This window comes from Corynebacterium sp. HMSC05D03, assembly GCF_001807205.1.
Classification (GTDB): Bacteria; Actinomycetota; Actinomycetes; order Mycobacteriales; family Mycobacteriaceae; genus Corynebacterium; species Corynebacterium aurimucosum.
Window position 1 is genome coordinate 46055 of the sequence record NZ_KV788177.1, and the last position, 13213, is coordinate 59267.

At 61.8% G+C, this 13213-nt stretch carries 13 protein-coding genes; 4 read left to right on the forward strand and 9 right to left on the reverse strand.

Annotated features, from left to right (window positions below):
- Positions 1–11 precede the first annotated feature (11 nt).
- The gene (cobA, locus tag HMPREF3147_RS06555) at positions 12–740 is read left to right on the forward strand and encodes a uroporphyrinogen-III C-methyltransferase (protein ID WP_070446179.1); all 729 of its coding nucleotides are present in this window, start codon (positions 12–14) and stop codon (positions 738–740) included.
- A 9-nt stretch (positions 741–749) separates the two neighbouring features.
- On the opposite strand, the gene HMPREF3147_RS06560 is transcribed toward cobA, so the two are convergent.
- Genes HMPREF3147_RS06560 through HMPREF3147_RS06575 form a run of 4 tightly spaced genes read right to left on the reverse strand, consistent with a single transcriptional unit; the run spans position 750 to position 4363 of the window.
- A complete protein-coding gene (locus HMPREF3147_RS06560; RefSeq protein WP_070446181.1) occupies positions 750–1745 on the reverse strand; it encodes a sulfite exporter TauE/SafE family protein in 996 nt (331 codons plus the stop codon).
- A complete protein-coding gene (locus HMPREF3147_RS06565; protein ID WP_070446183.1) occupies positions 1738–2430 on the reverse strand; it encodes a sirohydrochlorin chelatase in 693 nt (230 codons plus the stop codon). The genes HMPREF3147_RS06560 and HMPREF3147_RS06565 overlap by 8 nt, the downstream gene beginning before the upstream one ends.
- Before the next feature lie 11 nt (positions 2431–2441).
- Entirely contained in the window at positions 2442–2696 is a 255-nt protein-coding gene (locus HMPREF3147_RS06570) for a hypothetical protein (protein ID WP_070446185.1), read from the reverse strand.
- On the reverse strand, positions 2693–4363 hold the full coding sequence (locus tag HMPREF3147_RS06575; RefSeq protein ID WP_070446189.1) for a nitrite/sulfite reductase: 1671 nt from the start codon (positions 4361–4363) through the stop codon (positions 2693–2695). Before HMPREF3147_RS06575 ends, HMPREF3147_RS06570 begins: the two co-directional genes overlap by 4 nt.
- Positions 4364–4592: 229 nt before the next feature.
- On the opposite strand from HMPREF3147_RS06575, the gene HMPREF3147_RS06580 reads away from it, so the two are divergent.
- Complete coding sequence (locus tag HMPREF3147_RS06580) at positions 4593–5945, forward strand: FAD-dependent oxidoreductase (protein ID WP_070446191.1); 1353 nt, start codon at positions 4593–4595, stop codon at positions 5943–5945.
- 139 nt (positions 5946–6084) lie between these two features.
- On the opposite strand, the gene HMPREF3147_RS06585 is transcribed toward HMPREF3147_RS06580, so the two are convergent.
- Together HMPREF3147_RS06585 and HMPREF3147_RS06590 are read right to left on the reverse strand one after the other, a co-directional pair.
- Positions 6085–7452: a phosphomannomutase/phosphoglucomutase gene (locus tag HMPREF3147_RS06585; RefSeq protein WP_070446193.1), complete on the reverse strand. Its 1368-nt coding sequence runs from the start codon at positions 7450–7452 to the stop codon at positions 6085–6087.
- A gap of 67 nt (positions 7453–7519) precedes the next feature.
- Positions 7520–7963: a DUF3499 domain-containing protein gene (locus HMPREF3147_RS06590; RefSeq protein ID WP_012714896.1), complete on the reverse strand. Its 444-nt coding sequence runs from the start codon at positions 7961–7963 to the stop codon at positions 7520–7522.
- A 93-nt stretch (positions 7964–8056) separates the two neighbouring features.
- Between HMPREF3147_RS06590 and HMPREF3147_RS06595 the strand changes: the two genes are divergently transcribed.
- The gene (locus HMPREF3147_RS06595) at positions 8057–8527 is read left to right on the forward strand and encodes a metallopeptidase family protein (protein WP_070446195.1); all 471 of its coding nucleotides are present in this window, start codon (positions 8057–8059) and stop codon (positions 8525–8527) included.
- A gap of 79 nt (positions 8528–8606) precedes the next feature.
- Here the strand turns inward: HMPREF3147_RS06595 and HMPREF3147_RS06600 are convergent, their stop codons facing one another.
- From HMPREF3147_RS06600 to HMPREF3147_RS06610, 3 genes are all read right to left on the reverse strand, one after another.
- Positions 8607–8855, reverse strand: coding sequence for a WhiB family transcriptional regulator (locus HMPREF3147_RS06600; RefSeq protein WP_005528147.1), 249 nt, complete (start codon positions 8853–8855; stop codon positions 8607–8609).
- Between the two features lie 534 nt (positions 8856–9389).
- Positions 9390–10484 (reverse strand): mannose-1-phosphate guanylyltransferase, encoded by a 1095-nt coding sequence (locus tag HMPREF3147_RS06605; protein WP_070446197.1) that lies wholly within the window; start codon positions 10482–10484, stop codon positions 9390–9392.
- 56 nt (positions 10485–10540) lie between these two features.
- Positions 10541–11416, reverse strand: a complete 876-nt coding sequence (locus HMPREF3147_RS06610) for a glycosyltransferase family 2 protein (RefSeq protein ID WP_070446586.1) — start codon at positions 11414–11416, stop codon at positions 10541–10543.
- An 89-nt stretch (positions 11417–11505) separates the two neighbouring features.
- On the opposite strand from HMPREF3147_RS06610, the gene HMPREF3147_RS06615 reads away from it, so the two are divergent.
- Positions 11506–13158, forward strand: coding sequence for an LCP family protein (locus tag HMPREF3147_RS06615; RefSeq protein ID WP_210384575.1), 1653 nt, complete (start codon positions 11506–11508; stop codon positions 13156–13158).
- Positions 13159–13213: the final 55 nt, after the last annotated feature.

Genomic DNA, 13213 nt, shown 5'->3' on the forward strand with positions numbered 1-13213 from the left:
GATTAGTGGCCATGAGCATTCATCCGGTAGTCCTTGTCGGCGGCGGCCCTGGCGCGTGGGATCTCATCACCGTGCGTGGCATGCGGGCGCTGCAGGAGGCCGAGGTCATCGTGGCAGATCACCTCGGTCCTACCGCCCAGCTGGATAAGCTGTGCGATATAGGCACCAAGGAACTTATCGACGTCTCCAAGATCCCCTACCGCGCCCAGGTGGCCCAGGAGCGCATCAACGAGATTCTGGTTGACAACGCCCGCCAGGGGCGCCGCGTGGTCCGCCTCAAGGGTGGGGATCCTTATGTGTTTGGGCGTGGTTTCGAAGAACTCACTGCGCTTACGGAAGCGGGCATCCCGGTGGAAGTGATCCCCGGGGTGACCTCGGCGGTCGCGGTGCCCGCACTGGCGGGAACGCCGGTGACGCACCGTGGCGTCGTTCATGCCTTCACGGTGGTCTCCGGGCACCTGCCGCCAGGCCATCCCAAGTCTTTGGTGGATTGGGCAGCACTGGCACAATCTGGGGCTACGTTGTCTGTCATCATGGGTGTCAAAAACGCGGCCGCTATCGCTGCTGCGCTGATCGACGCCTCCCTGTCGCCCCACACCCCCGTGCGCATCATTCAGGAAGGCTCCCTCGATGGCGAACGAGCATTCCAGTGCGAGTTGGCTGAGCTAGGGGCCACGATGGAAGAGAACTCGGTGGCTCCCCCGGCGGTCATCGTCATCGGTGAAGTTGCCGGGCTCTAGCGCCAAGTTCTACTCAACTCCGACGCGCTCGTCCTCCGAATCCGCGGAGCTTCCTGCATGGGCGGCCTCGCGGCCGGTCGGCTCCGCTGTTTCAACGACGCGGCTGCCGGTGCGCTGCTGCGAAGTGCTATCCCCCTCCGCGCCCTGCGCGGATCGAGCCCGGCGTTGATTCGCCCAGACCGTGAGAGCAACTCCGAGGACCAGCGCAGCGACCTGCAAAAGAAGGATCTGCTGATGCGCCAGCGCCCACCCTAGGGCCCTAGGAATGTTGAGCGTCACGATAGCCGTGCCCACGAATCCCCCAAGGAGCGTGGGGTTGATGCGCGAGATGAGCCAGGCTGCAATCGGTGCGGTAATCACCCCGCCGATAAGCAACGCTACAACCGCGGCAGCGTTAGCCACGATCTCCTCCCAGAGGCCAACGATGAAGCCCGCCGTGGCACCAAAAGTAACGAGGAATTCTGCAGTGTTGACCGTGCCGACGATGCGCCGCGGCTGCTCACGGCCGACCGCCATGAGCGTCGAGGTGGAAATCGGGCCCCAGCCACCGCCGCCTGAAGCATCGACAAAGCCTCCCACCACGCCGAGCCCCGCGAGAAGAGGAGTGGAGTGCTGTCGAGTTTCCTGCGATGTGCGGCTCCGTGGGCGCGAGAAGCGCCAGACGAGGTTGATGCCTAGGACCACGAGAATCGCAGACGTTACGGGCGCGGCAGCTTCGAGAGAGAGGTTAGACAGAACCGTCGCTCCGATGAAGGCTGACAGGCCTCCCGGCACACCGAGCTTGAGCACCGTAGGCCAGTGCACGTTGCCAAAACGCCAGTGGCTAATTCCGGAGACCAAGGTGGTACCCAGCTCCGAGGCGTGCACCACGGCGGAGGCCGTCGCGGGTCCCAAGCCAGCTAACAGCAGGATGGTGGTGGAGGTGACGCCGAAGCCCATGCCGATGCCACCGTCGACAAGCTGCGCGGCGGCACCCGCAACCGCGATGAGAATGAGGCTACGCATGGGCCACCTCCGCATAACGGTGGGAAACAATGCCGGCGAGTGCCTCACCCAGCGGAGGGAGAATCTGCCGAGTCTCCCCATCGCTGCGCCCTGCATCCTCGTCGAGGCGATCTAAAAGCAGCCCCGGGCTCACAAAGAGCGGCACGACGACCTCCCGATTGCCATCTGGGTCAAGTGGCTGGCGCTCACCGCATGTGGCATAGGCAACCTTCGCTGTGCAACCGGCAAGCTCACCGACACGACGCGCTAGACCAGCAACGGCGGCGTTGGCACGCTCATCGGAGGAGCCGACAGAATAGAGCACAACGGTATCTGTTCCCTCTGGAACTCGCTCTGCCAGCAGACGCGCCATGTCCTCACCGGTACCGAGTCCACGGGCTTGGTGAAGGCGCACTCCAGATGCCGCAGAAGCCTGGGCCACAGCTTCAGGAACGTCGATGCGTTGGTGGTAACCCTCGGTAAAGAGCAAAGGCACAACGACCGCCTCGCGTACCCCTTGCGCTGCCAAGCTGCACGCCGCCTCATCGAGTGGCGGGTTATTGAATTCTAAGTGTGCGGCGGTGGCCGGCACACCGGCCAACTCGCCAGCGGCGTGGGTCAGGGCCATAACGTTCGCTGCGGCCTCGGGGTGGCGCGAGCCGTGTGACAAGGTCAGTAATGCGGTTGCGGCAGTCGGGGCGGTCATGGTGCGTCTCCTTAGTTCTGTGCTTTCGCAGCGGAATGGCCGCGGCGAGCGAGAGAGCGCTGCAGCGCCTCCGCGGAGGAGACCGCCGGCGCGGGCGCTACGGGGGCATCGTCTTGGCCGTGGAAGCGTACAGAAAAGATGCGGAGGCACTCTTCGCACTTCCAGGCAAAATCATCTTCCTCATCTGGGAAAAGGTTTGTCCCAGCGCAATAAGGGCAAAAGGCTGGGTGATTGCGGTTGGGGTTAGGTTGACGGCGAAAATTCACTGCAGGTCCTCCTCGTCCGCGCGCAAGACCCAGTGGCGGAACTGTTCGCCGTCTTCGCGCTGTTCCTTGTACTTGTTGACCAAGCGAATGACATAGTCCGGAACCTCATCCGCCACCACCTTGTGCCCACGCAGCTTTCTGCCCCAGTCCGGAGATAGCCCGAGGGCGCCGCCAAGGTGGACCTGGAAACCTTCAACGCGGTTGCCATCGGCATCCGTCACGATCTGTCCCTTGAGCCCGATATCCGCTACCTGCGAACGCGCACAGGCGTTGGGGCAGCCGTTGAGGGCAACAGACAGCGGGACGTCGAGGTCACCGAGGGCATCTTCCAAGATGTCGACGAGCTCGATGGCGCGGGCCTTGGTGGTCACGTGCGCGAGCTTACAAAACTCCAGACCGGTGCAGGAGATGACGCCGCGGCGGAACTCCGAGGGCTGGGAGTATAGGCCCGTCTCATCCAAGGCGCGTGACAGCGCGGGAATGTCCTCTTCTTCCACGTCGAGGAAAAGCAGCTCCTTCATCGGTGTCGTGCGAATGCGGCTGATGCCGAATTTCTCGGCCACGTCGGCAATGGCAATGAGCTGCTCGCCAGTGGCATGCCCCACGGTGGGTTTCACGCCGACGTAGAACTTGCCGTCCTGCTGGCGGTGCACGCCCACGTGATCGCGGTTGCCGGGGGCGACGGGTAGCGGGAGGCCGTCGAGAAGCGGCGCGTCGAGGTATTCCTCCTCCAGTACCTTGCGGAACTTCTCAATGCCCCACTGCGCCACCAGGAACTTCAGACGCGCGCGGTTGCGGTTGCGACGGAAGCCATAGTCGCGGAAGATACGCGCCACACCGGCCCATACCTCCGGCACGCGCTCGAGCGGAATCCACGCGCTGAGGGATTGCGAGAGCATCGGGTTCGTGGACAGTCCTCCGCCCACGAAGCAATCGAAGCCCGGGCCGTACTCCGGATGCTCCGTACCCACGAAGGCAACGTCCTGGATCTCGTGGGTCACGTCCTGACGCACGTTGCCGGAGATGGCGGACTTGAATTTACGCGGAAGGTTATGGAATTCATCGCGCAGGAGGTAGTCATTCTTAATCTCCTCGATGGCCGGGGTGGCGTCGATAATTTCGTCGGCAGCCACTCCCGCTACCGGTGAGCCAAGAATGACGCGGGGCACGTCGCCGCAGCCCAACAAGGTATCCAGCCCCACAGAGCGCAGTTTCTCCCAAATGGCGGGGACATCTTCAATCTGAATCCAATGCAGCTGGATGTTCTGGCGGTCCGTAAAGTCCGCGGTGGAGCGCGCATAATCGCGCGAAATCTCTCCCACCGCCCGCAGCTTGGCGGGATCCGCGCGGCCGCCGTCGAAGCGCACGCGCATCATGAAGTATTCATCCTGTAGCTCGGCGTTGCTGAGCTTGGATGTCATCTCCCCGCCTAGGTTCTGGTTGCGCTGGGTATATAGACCCAACCACTTGAAACGTGGGGCAAGGTCCTCTGCGGGAATCGAGGAAAATCCTTGCTTGGAGTAGATATCGATAACGCGCTGACGCACTGCTAGGGCGTCGTCGGCCTGCTTGATTTCCTCGTCGGAGTTCAGCGGCGCGGTGCCGTCAATCTTCCACTGGCCTTCCGGTTTCTTCGCACGTGACTTTCGCTGTGTGGCGGTGGTCATAATTTGCTGCCTTTCGTCGGTTAGTGAAAACCTACCGGTCTAGCAATAACAGACAAAGCGGTCTTTTTTATTTTCTCCCGAATATGCAAAGCACGCTGGGTTTATGCCACAATGTTCTCCGAATGTAATTAGGCCCAGTTGCCCTACAGCAGACAAGCCGGTTCAATGAAACCCACGCTTGTTTAGACCTAAGCTTTCGTTAGTTACTACAACATTCCGAAAGGCCATCATGACCCAGCAGCCCCTGAAAGTAGCCGTCATCGGCGCCGGCCCAGCCGGCATCTACGCCTCCGACATCCTGGTGAAGAAAACCGGCGGCAACGTTCAGATCGATCTCATCGAGCAGATGCCCGCCCCCTTCGGGCTCATCCGCTATGGCGTGGCTCCGGACCACCCGCGCATTAAGGGAATCGTTAACTCCCTGCACCGAGTGCTCGACACCGAACAGATCCGCCTTCTGTCCAACATCAACGTGGGCCGCGATGTCACCGTCTCCGAACTCGAGGAGTACTACGACGCCATCGTCTTCGCCACCGGCGCCGTCGGCGACTTGGGCATGCAGATCCCCGGCTCCGATCTCGAGGGCGTCCACGGCGCCGGCGAATTCGTTGGCTTCTACGACGGCAACCCACGCTTCGAGCGCTCCTGGGATCTCTCCGCTACCGACGTCGCCGTGATCGGCGTGGGCAACGTGGGCCTCGACGTCGCCCGCATCCTGGCCAAGACCGGCGATGAGCTCAAGGAATCCACCGAGATTCCCGACAACGTCTATGAGTCCCTGGCCAAGAACCAGGCCATCACCGTCCGCGTCTTCGGCCGCCGCGGCCCGGCGCAGGCCAAGTTCACCCCGCTGGAGCTCAAGGAGCTCGACCACTCCCCGACCATCAACGTGGTGGTGGACCCGGAGGATATCGACTACGACGAAGCCTCCCTCAAGGCCCGCGAAGAGGCCAAGTCCTGCGACCTGGTGTGCCAGACTCTGGAAGGCTACGCCATCCGTGAGCCGAAGGATGCCCCGCACACCCTACAGATCCACCTCTTCGAGCAGCCGGTGGAGTTCATCGGTGAGAACGGCAAGGTTACTGCCGTGAAGACCGAGCGCACCGCACTCAACGGCGATGGTTCTGTCTCCGGCACCGGAAAATTCACCGAGTGGCCGGTACAGGCCGTGTACCTGGCCGTGGGCTACCGCTCCGATGCCATCGAGGGCGTTCCCTTCAATAAGCAGAAGAACGTCATCAACAACGACGGCGGCCACGTGGTTGACCTCGACGGCGATATCGTCCCGGGCCTCTACACCACCGGCTGGATCAAGCGCGGCCCGGTGGGGCTCATCGGCAACACCAAGTCCGATGCCACGGAGACCATCGGCATGCTGCTTGCCGACGCCGAAGCAGGCAACCTCTCCCACTCCCGTGACGAGGACATCGTCGAGCTCTTCAAGTCCAAGGGCCTGGAGCACCTGACCTGGGAGGGCTGGAAGAAGCTTGACGCCGCCGAGCGCGCCCTGGGTGAGGCCGAGGGTCGCGAGCGCAAGAAGTTTGTCGAGTGGGAAGAGATGGTCAACCACTCGCGCGACTAAGCCGGCTCGTCCCAATTAAAACTGCCCTATCTGACGAAGTTATCGCTCCCGCCGCAATGAACGCGGGGAAAATCGTCAGATAGGGCAGTTTTCGTCTCAAGGCTCGAGGCCTTCGTGTGAAGGCACGTGCCTTCACACGCTAGGCGCGGATGATGCCGAGGACCTCGTCGACGATGGCCTGCACCTCGTCGGCAGTCTTGGCCTCAACGTTGAGGCGCAGCAGCGGCTCGGTGTTGGAGGCGCGGACGTTGAACCAGGCGTCAGTGCCCTTGAGCTGTACGGTCACGCCATCGAGCTCGTCGACGGACTCAATCTTGTCCGCCAGCTCATCCAGCACGCGCTGGGTCGTTGCCTTCTGATCCTCCACGGTGGAGTTAATCTCTCCCGAGGCTTCGTAGCGCGAATACTGGGCCATCAGCTCGCTCAGCGGCTTGTCCTGCTCACCCAGGGCTGCCAGCACGTGCATGGCCGCGAGCATGCCGGAGTCCGCATTCCAGAATTCCTGGAAGTAGTAGTGAGCGGAGTGCTCACCACCAAAGACCGCCTTCTCCTTGGCCATCTGGGCCTTAATGAAGGAGTGGCCCACGCGGGTGCGCACGGCCTTGCCGCCCTTCTCCGCGATGAGCTCCGGAACCGTCTTCGACGTAATCAGGTTGTGGATGACTGTGGAGCCTGGGAACTTGTCCAAGTAGCGCTCCGCCACCAGTGCACAAATAGCAGACGGCGGCACCGGCTGGCCCTTCTCATCCACCACGAAGCAGCGATCCGCATCGCCATCAAAAGCCAGGCCGATATCCGCCTTCTGCTCAACGGTGAACTTCTGCAGGTCCACCAGGTTCTTCGGATCTAGCGGGTTCGCCTCGTGGTTGGGGAAGGTGCCGTCCAGCTCGAAGTAGAGGTCACGCACGTCGAAAGGCAGCCCCTCAAAGACCGCCGGGACGGTGTGTCCACCCATGCCGTTCGCGGCGTCGACAGCCACGACCAGTGGGCGGGAGTTCTCCAGCGGCACCAGGCCGCGAAGGAATGCCGCGTAGTCCGGCAGAACCTCACGCTCAGTGACGGTGCCCGGCTCGCCGTCGAAGGCCGGGATGCCGTCGATCAGCATGTCCTTGATCTGCTCCAGACCTGTCTCCTGGCCCACCGGAACAGCACCCGCGCGGCACAGCTTGATGCCGTTGTACTTCGCCGGGTTGTGGGAGGCGGTAAACATAGCGCCCGCGCAGTTCAGGTGGCCGGCGGCAAAGTACAGCTCATCGGTAGACGTCAGACCGAGCTGGATAACATCGAGGCCCTGCGCAGCAGCGCCCTCCGCGAAAGCAGCGGCCAGCTGCGGGGAGGAAGGACGCATGTCATGGCCCACCGCCACGGTGCTCTCCCCTTCCCCACGGAGAATCGCGGCAAAGGCCGCACCAGTATCACGCACGAGGTTCTCATCGATGTCCTCGCCCACGACACCACGGACGTCATAGGCCTTGATCACTGCATTGAGCTGTTCACGAGTTCGCATAGCCCACAAGCATACCCCCGTCGGACGCGGTGATCTGCGTCCGACGGGCTAGAAAGCGCCCGAATGGCTACTCTGCGTCCGGCACCACAGTCAGGTGAGCGCGGCGGCGCTGGCGGGCATCGTGCACTCGGCGGGTGCGGAACACAGGGTGGTTGGAGTTACGCGGATCGGCGCCGTCGAAGGTGGCGGAATAGTCAATGGGATCGGCACCGGAACCAGCAGTGGAATCATCCACCAAGCCTGTGGTCACGCGCCCGGCCTCGCGGACAGCTTCCGCGAGCGCGGTGAGGTCATCATCCTCATCGAGTTCGATGCGGTCAACGCGCACCATCTCCCAACCTTGCGGGGCGGTGATGCGGGCGCTGTGCTTTTCGCACAGGTCCCAGGCGTGGGGATCGGTTTCTTCAGACAGTGGGCCCACGACGGCGGTTTGCTGCGCGTAGGCATAGGTCAACGTCGCCACGGCGGGACGGCCGCAGCCGGGGCGGGAGCAATGGCGAGAGCTATTCACGGGCCCAAGTCTAAACCCTAACTTGAGATTTAGATAGTCCAGCGCGGCGCGTCTCGCCGCAAGCCCTGTTCCGGGCGGCTTAAACTAAGCCGCATGAGCACGCCCCGCCCGCATATTCGCCCGGCCCGCCACCGCCATGGCCGCGGTGCACGCGGACCCCTGCTCCCCCACAACACACCGCGCTATCGCAGCAGCGCTGAGCGCTTCGACATGGCCGTGCTGGAGGCCTACGCACCCATCCACAATGCTTTCGCGGAACAGCTCACCGGGCTCGATCTCGCGGTCGATACCGTGCCCCGAATGCGCCTATCCGTGGATATGACCGTGATGCCGGATGAAATCATCGCCGATGGCCCGGTTCCGCTCGGACGCATTGTCCCCGCAGGGGTCGATTCCGATGGGCAGCCCACACGCGCACGGTTGGTCATCTTCCGCATGCCCGTGGAGGAGCGTGTGCATTCTGCCCAGGAGCGCGAAGAACTACTGTCCACAGTGCTCACCGCGCTGGTGGCAAACTATCTCAATGTCGATCCAGGAGATATTGATACGCGCTTTACCTGGTAAAACCACTGCTTCCCCCTTGTTTTGAGCTTAGTGCCCATAGCAAGGGGGAAGCAAGATTGTGCGCTGCTTTCGCTACGCTTTAACCAATTTCACGCTTGAGGCGGCGACGCTCACGGTCTGACAGTCCACCCCAGATTCCGAAGCGCTCATCATGCTCCAGGGCATACTCGAGGCATTCATCACGCACCGCACAGGCCTGGCAGATGCGCTTAGCCTCGCGGGTAGATCCTCCCTTTTCGGGAAAGAATGCTTCCGGGTCCGTTTGGGCGCACAGCGCCTGGTCTTGCCACTCCTGCTCGACGGCACCAAAGAGTTCATCGAGCGACATCTCTGCAGCAGCACCGCCACGGAGAATAGCGCCGTTATTCGTTGTATTGTCCACGCTGCTTCCTTTCTCCGAGGTCGTTTCTCTCTTAATTCGGTGGCACCGACCCTACACCGAAAAGATTTTTCGGTGCCGCGCCCGCCGTGCCGTTTATTACACTGATGTCATTTCACACCGAATCACTAAATATCGTCAACCTGTCGCGGAAGATTTTTGCGCAGCTCCAGCGAAAACGCTGTACAGAGTCCCCAACTTTCACATCAGTCACAGATCTCCTAGTCGGGGGGTAATCGTCGGGGGTACTACATGTAGTACCCTCCCCCTATCCTGTGAACAATTCCAAGGTTTCTTCGGCGTGTCGCCACCCAGTCCGGCAAAACACATGGATCTCATTCGCACCACGAAAACCACGAGTCACGGCCACGTGTATCGCTTAGCCTTCGGCGCCGTTACTCATACACAAGAAAAGGAAAGCGCCGAGAGACACCCCCTGCTCTCCGCGCTTTCCTATCGCTTTATTCCACTGCGCGGCAGCACTTAGGCGTCGGAACTAAAACGCACGCCCGCGTCCGGAATGCTCACACCTGGGAAGACGCGCATGCCGCCCTGCAGTTCGCAGCGCGCGCCAATAGTGGCGCCTTCACCGATAACGCAGCCATCGATATGCGCGTTGGCGCCGATGTGCGCACCCGAGGCGATGATGGAGTTATTGATGATGGCACCCGGCTCAATGGTCACGCCATCAAAGACCACCGTGCCATCCAAACGCGAACCCGCCCCAATGACGGAACCGCGGCCCACCGCCGTACCAGACAGAAGGAGCACGCCACCGGCAATACCCGCGGACTCATCCACCACGGACTCACCCGTGCGGCCCACCAACAACGGCGAATGCGCAATACCGCGCACCAGATCAGAGGAACCGCGGACGAAATCATCCGGACGGCCCATATCGCGCCAGTAGGAGTTGTCCACGTGTCCGACCACAAGGCGGCCCGACTCCAACAGCTGCGGGAAGGTTTCGCGCTCGACAGAAACCACGCGGCCTGCCGGGATGGTCTCGATAACATCCTTCTTGAACACGTAGCAGCCAGCATTAATCTGGTTCGTCGGCGGATCCTCAGTCTTCTCCAAAAAGGCCGTCACCCGGCCCTCAGAATCCGTCGGAACACAACCAAAAGCGCGAGGATCAGCAACGTTGAGCAGGTGCATCGTCACATCCGCATCCTTGGAGTGATGCGTATCGAGGATGCCGTTCAGATCCATTCCGGACAAAACGTCACCGTTGAACACCATGACCGTATCCTGGCGCAACTTGTCATAGACATTGCGGATACCGCCACCAGTGCCCAGAGCGGTCTCCTCCACCACGTACTCAATCTCCAAGCCCAACTCGGAGCCGTCCCCGAAGTACTCCTCAAAGACCTCCGCCTTATAGGAAGTAGAAAGCACCACGTGCTCGATTCCTGCTTCCTTGATACGAGCAAGCAAGTGCTGAAGGAATGGGTAGTTGGCCGTGGGCAACATCGGCTTCGGCGTGCCAATCGTCAGCGGGCGCAGACGGGTGCCGCGACCTCCCACCAGAATGACGGCATCGGCCGTCGATCCCCACTGGGGCGCTGATTCAGTCATATCGTTCCTTAATCTCTTTTCAGATAAGCCACCGTTAGTGTATAAGCGCCCCAGCCCTAGGAGCCGTCGCGGCACGCGCTTAAAACCAGCCCGCGCACCCGCAACCCCAGCCACAAAGCCGCGCGCAGTGGCGCTTGGTACCAGTACGGGTGCCTATCCGCTTGGAAGCGATAGGCGGAGTCATGGTGGGCACGCAGCATCGCGCCGCGATGGGCCTGCGTCGAATGGCCCTTGGCGTGGGTAATCACCGCCGTGGGGCAGAAGATATTGCGCCAGCCGGCGCGGACAAAGCGGTCACCTAAGTCCACGTCCTCCAAATACATGAAGTAACGCTCATCAAAGCCGCCAATCTGCTCAAAAGCCTCCCAGCGCACCAACAGACAGGAGCCGGATAGCCAGCCGGCCGGGCGCTCGCTGTCCATGTCGGCATCATCGCGGTAGGCGCGCGACCACGGATTGGAAGGCCAGATTGTGCCAAAGAGCGCATGGCCAACACCCGTCAGCAACGTCGGCACCGCGCGAGCAGAGGGATAGTTGCTACCATCCGGCTCCACGATGCGCGGCCCCACCGCCGCGGCATCTGGGTGGCGGCGCGCACACGCGATCAGCTCATCCAGAGAACCTTCGCTAAACGTCACGTCCGGGTTAGCAATGAGAAAGAACTCTTCATCGACGCCCTTCGCCCGAGCGAAACGCGCGCCGGCATTCATTCCGGCGCCATAACCGAGGTTTCCCCCGGTATCGAGGAATTCCACGTCCGCGTGCTCCCGCGCGGCAGCTTCCGGCACCCCATCGGTCGAGCCGTTATCGGCGAGGATGGTGAGGGTTGGACGGGACGTCGCCAAGCGCAGCGAGGACAAGAAATCGCTGAGGTAACGGCCAGGAGAAAAGGTCACGGTGACCACGGCCAGGGGTTTCTGTATATTCTTCACGATAAATTTGAGCGTACCCAACGCCAGTGCGCGCACGCGCCCGCGACACTGCTTCACGTTTTTGCAGCGAGCTCACCTAAACTAGTCCCGTGACTTCCCCGAACTCCCCGCGCGCCGCCCGCCATATCCAGGCCGCGCCCTCGCAGTCCGCGCCCACCGCCCAACGAGGATCGACGCCGGTGAAAGCCGTCGTCGCGTTCCTGTCTGCTGTCGTCCTGGTGCTCTCCGGCGTGGGCTACTTCACCGTGGGAAAGCTGGGAAATGATATTTCCTCCGCCTCCAACCTGGCGCTGGGTAACCAGGGTGGTTTCAAGGACAGCAGTCTCGATGGCGCGGTCGATATCTTGCTCGTGGGCAAGGACTCCCGCACCGATGCCAAGGGGAATCCGCTTTCCGAACAGGAGCTGGCAGACCTGCATGCCGGCGTGGACGAAGGTGAAGAAAACACGGACACCATCATGGTGATCCGTATTCCCAACGATGGCTCGCGCGCCACGGCAGTATCCATTCCGCGCGATACCTATGTCCACGACGAAGACTTCGGAAACACGAAGATCAACGCAGTCTTTGCGCAACACAAGGTAGCCAAGATGGAGGAGCTGCAGCAGGACAACGCGGAGGCTGAAGCAGCGGGCAAAAAGGCACCTCATACGGACAAGGAGATTGAGAAGGAAAGCACGGAGGCCGGCCGTTCTGGCCTCATTTCGATGGTGCACCAACTCACTGATGTCAGCGTTGATCACTACGCAGAGGTGGGATTGCTGGGCTTCGTGCTGCTTACCGACGCCGTCGGGGGCGTCGACGTCTGCCTCAACGACGCCGTCGATGATCCGATGTCGGGCGCCAAGTTCCCGGCCGGGCGCCAAACCTTGCAGGGATCCGAGGGCCTCTCCTTCGTGCGCCAGCGCTATGATCTTCCGCGCGGTGACCTTGACCGCATCGTGCGCCAGCAGGCCTACATGGCATCGCTGACCTCGAAGGTGCTGGACTCGGGCACGCTGACCTCCCCTGGCAAACTCAACAAGATTGCCGATGCCGTGGAGCGCTCCGTGGTCATCGATGACGGTTGGGACATCATGGGCTTCGTCACCCAGCTGGCCGGGCTGGCCGGCGGCAACGTGACCTTTACGACGATCCCGGTGACCTCAATTACCGGCGTGGGTGACTATGGCGAATCGGTGGTGACCATCGATACCGCAGAGGTCCACCGCTTCATGGAAGATTTGGCCAAGTCCCAAGAAGAAGCCGAGGAAGAAGAAAAGTCTGAGGATGCCGCCTCGGACGAGGGCGGCGACAACGGCGAGAAGCCCGTGGCTGAAAACCTCAACCTGCACGTCTTGAACGCCGGCAACGTCGACGGAATGGCCGGCGGAATCGGCGCGTGGCTGAAGAACGTGGGCTACACAGTTGAGCGCACGGCCAATGCGCAGTCGGGCCTGTATACCGAGTCCCAGATTGTGGCCGCGGATGCTAACGATGAGCGCGCCCTGGCCCTGGCTGAGCAGCTCGGCGGACTGCCGGTCACGGCCAACGAAGAGCTCGAGCCGGATACCTTCATCGTGGTGGCTACTGATGATTACTCCGGCCCGAAGGATGACTCCGCGCAGGAAGAAGAGGCTGCTGCGGAGCCCAGCCAGGGTGGCGACACTCAGCAAGTTGGTACCCCGGGCGATGATTTCGGTACCGCGGAGGTTTCGCCTGAGATCGACGCTGGCGGCGATGGCCCGCGCTGCGTGAACTAGTCTGCTGCGAGGTGAACTCGCAGTAGACTCAAGGGCCTAGTCACCGGTCGTTCGT

Excerpts from the sequence above, each read along its gene's own strand:
- cobA (WP_070446179.1), top strand. The coding sequence starts at position 12 with ATGAGCATTCATCCGGTAGTCCTTGTCGGCGGCGGCCCTGGCGCGTGG.
- HMPREF3147_RS06560 (WP_070446181.1), bottom strand. The coding sequence starts at position 1,745 with ATGCGTAGCCTCATTCTCATCGCGGTTGCGGGTGCCGCCGCGCAGCTT.
- HMPREF3147_RS06565 (WP_070446183.1), bottom strand. The coding sequence starts at position 2,430 with ATGACCGCCCCGACTGCCGCAACCGCATTACTGACCTTGTCACACGGC.
- HMPREF3147_RS06575 (WP_070446189.1), bottom strand. The coding sequence starts at position 4,363 with ATGACCACCGCCACACAGCGAAAGTCACGTGCGAAGAAACCGGAAGGC.
- HMPREF3147_RS06580 (WP_070446191.1), top strand. The coding sequence starts at position 4,593 with ATGACCCAGCAGCCCCTGAAAGTAGCCGTCATCGGCGCCGGCCCAGCC.
- HMPREF3147_RS06585 (WP_070446193.1), bottom strand. The coding sequence starts at position 7,452 with ATGCGAACTCGTGAACAGCTCAATGCAGTGATCAAGGCCTATGACGTC.
- HMPREF3147_RS06595 (WP_070446195.1), top strand. The coding sequence starts at position 8,057 with ATGAGCACGCCCCGCCCGCATATTCGCCCGGCCCGCCACCGCCATGGC.
- HMPREF3147_RS06600 (WP_005528147.1), bottom strand. The coding sequence starts at position 8,855 with ATGTCGCTCGATGAACTCTTTGGTGCCGTCGAGCAGGAGTGGCAAGAC.
- HMPREF3147_RS06605 (WP_070446197.1), bottom strand. The coding sequence starts at position 10,484 with ATGACTGAATCAGCGCCCCAGTGGGGATCGACGGCCGATGCCGTCATT.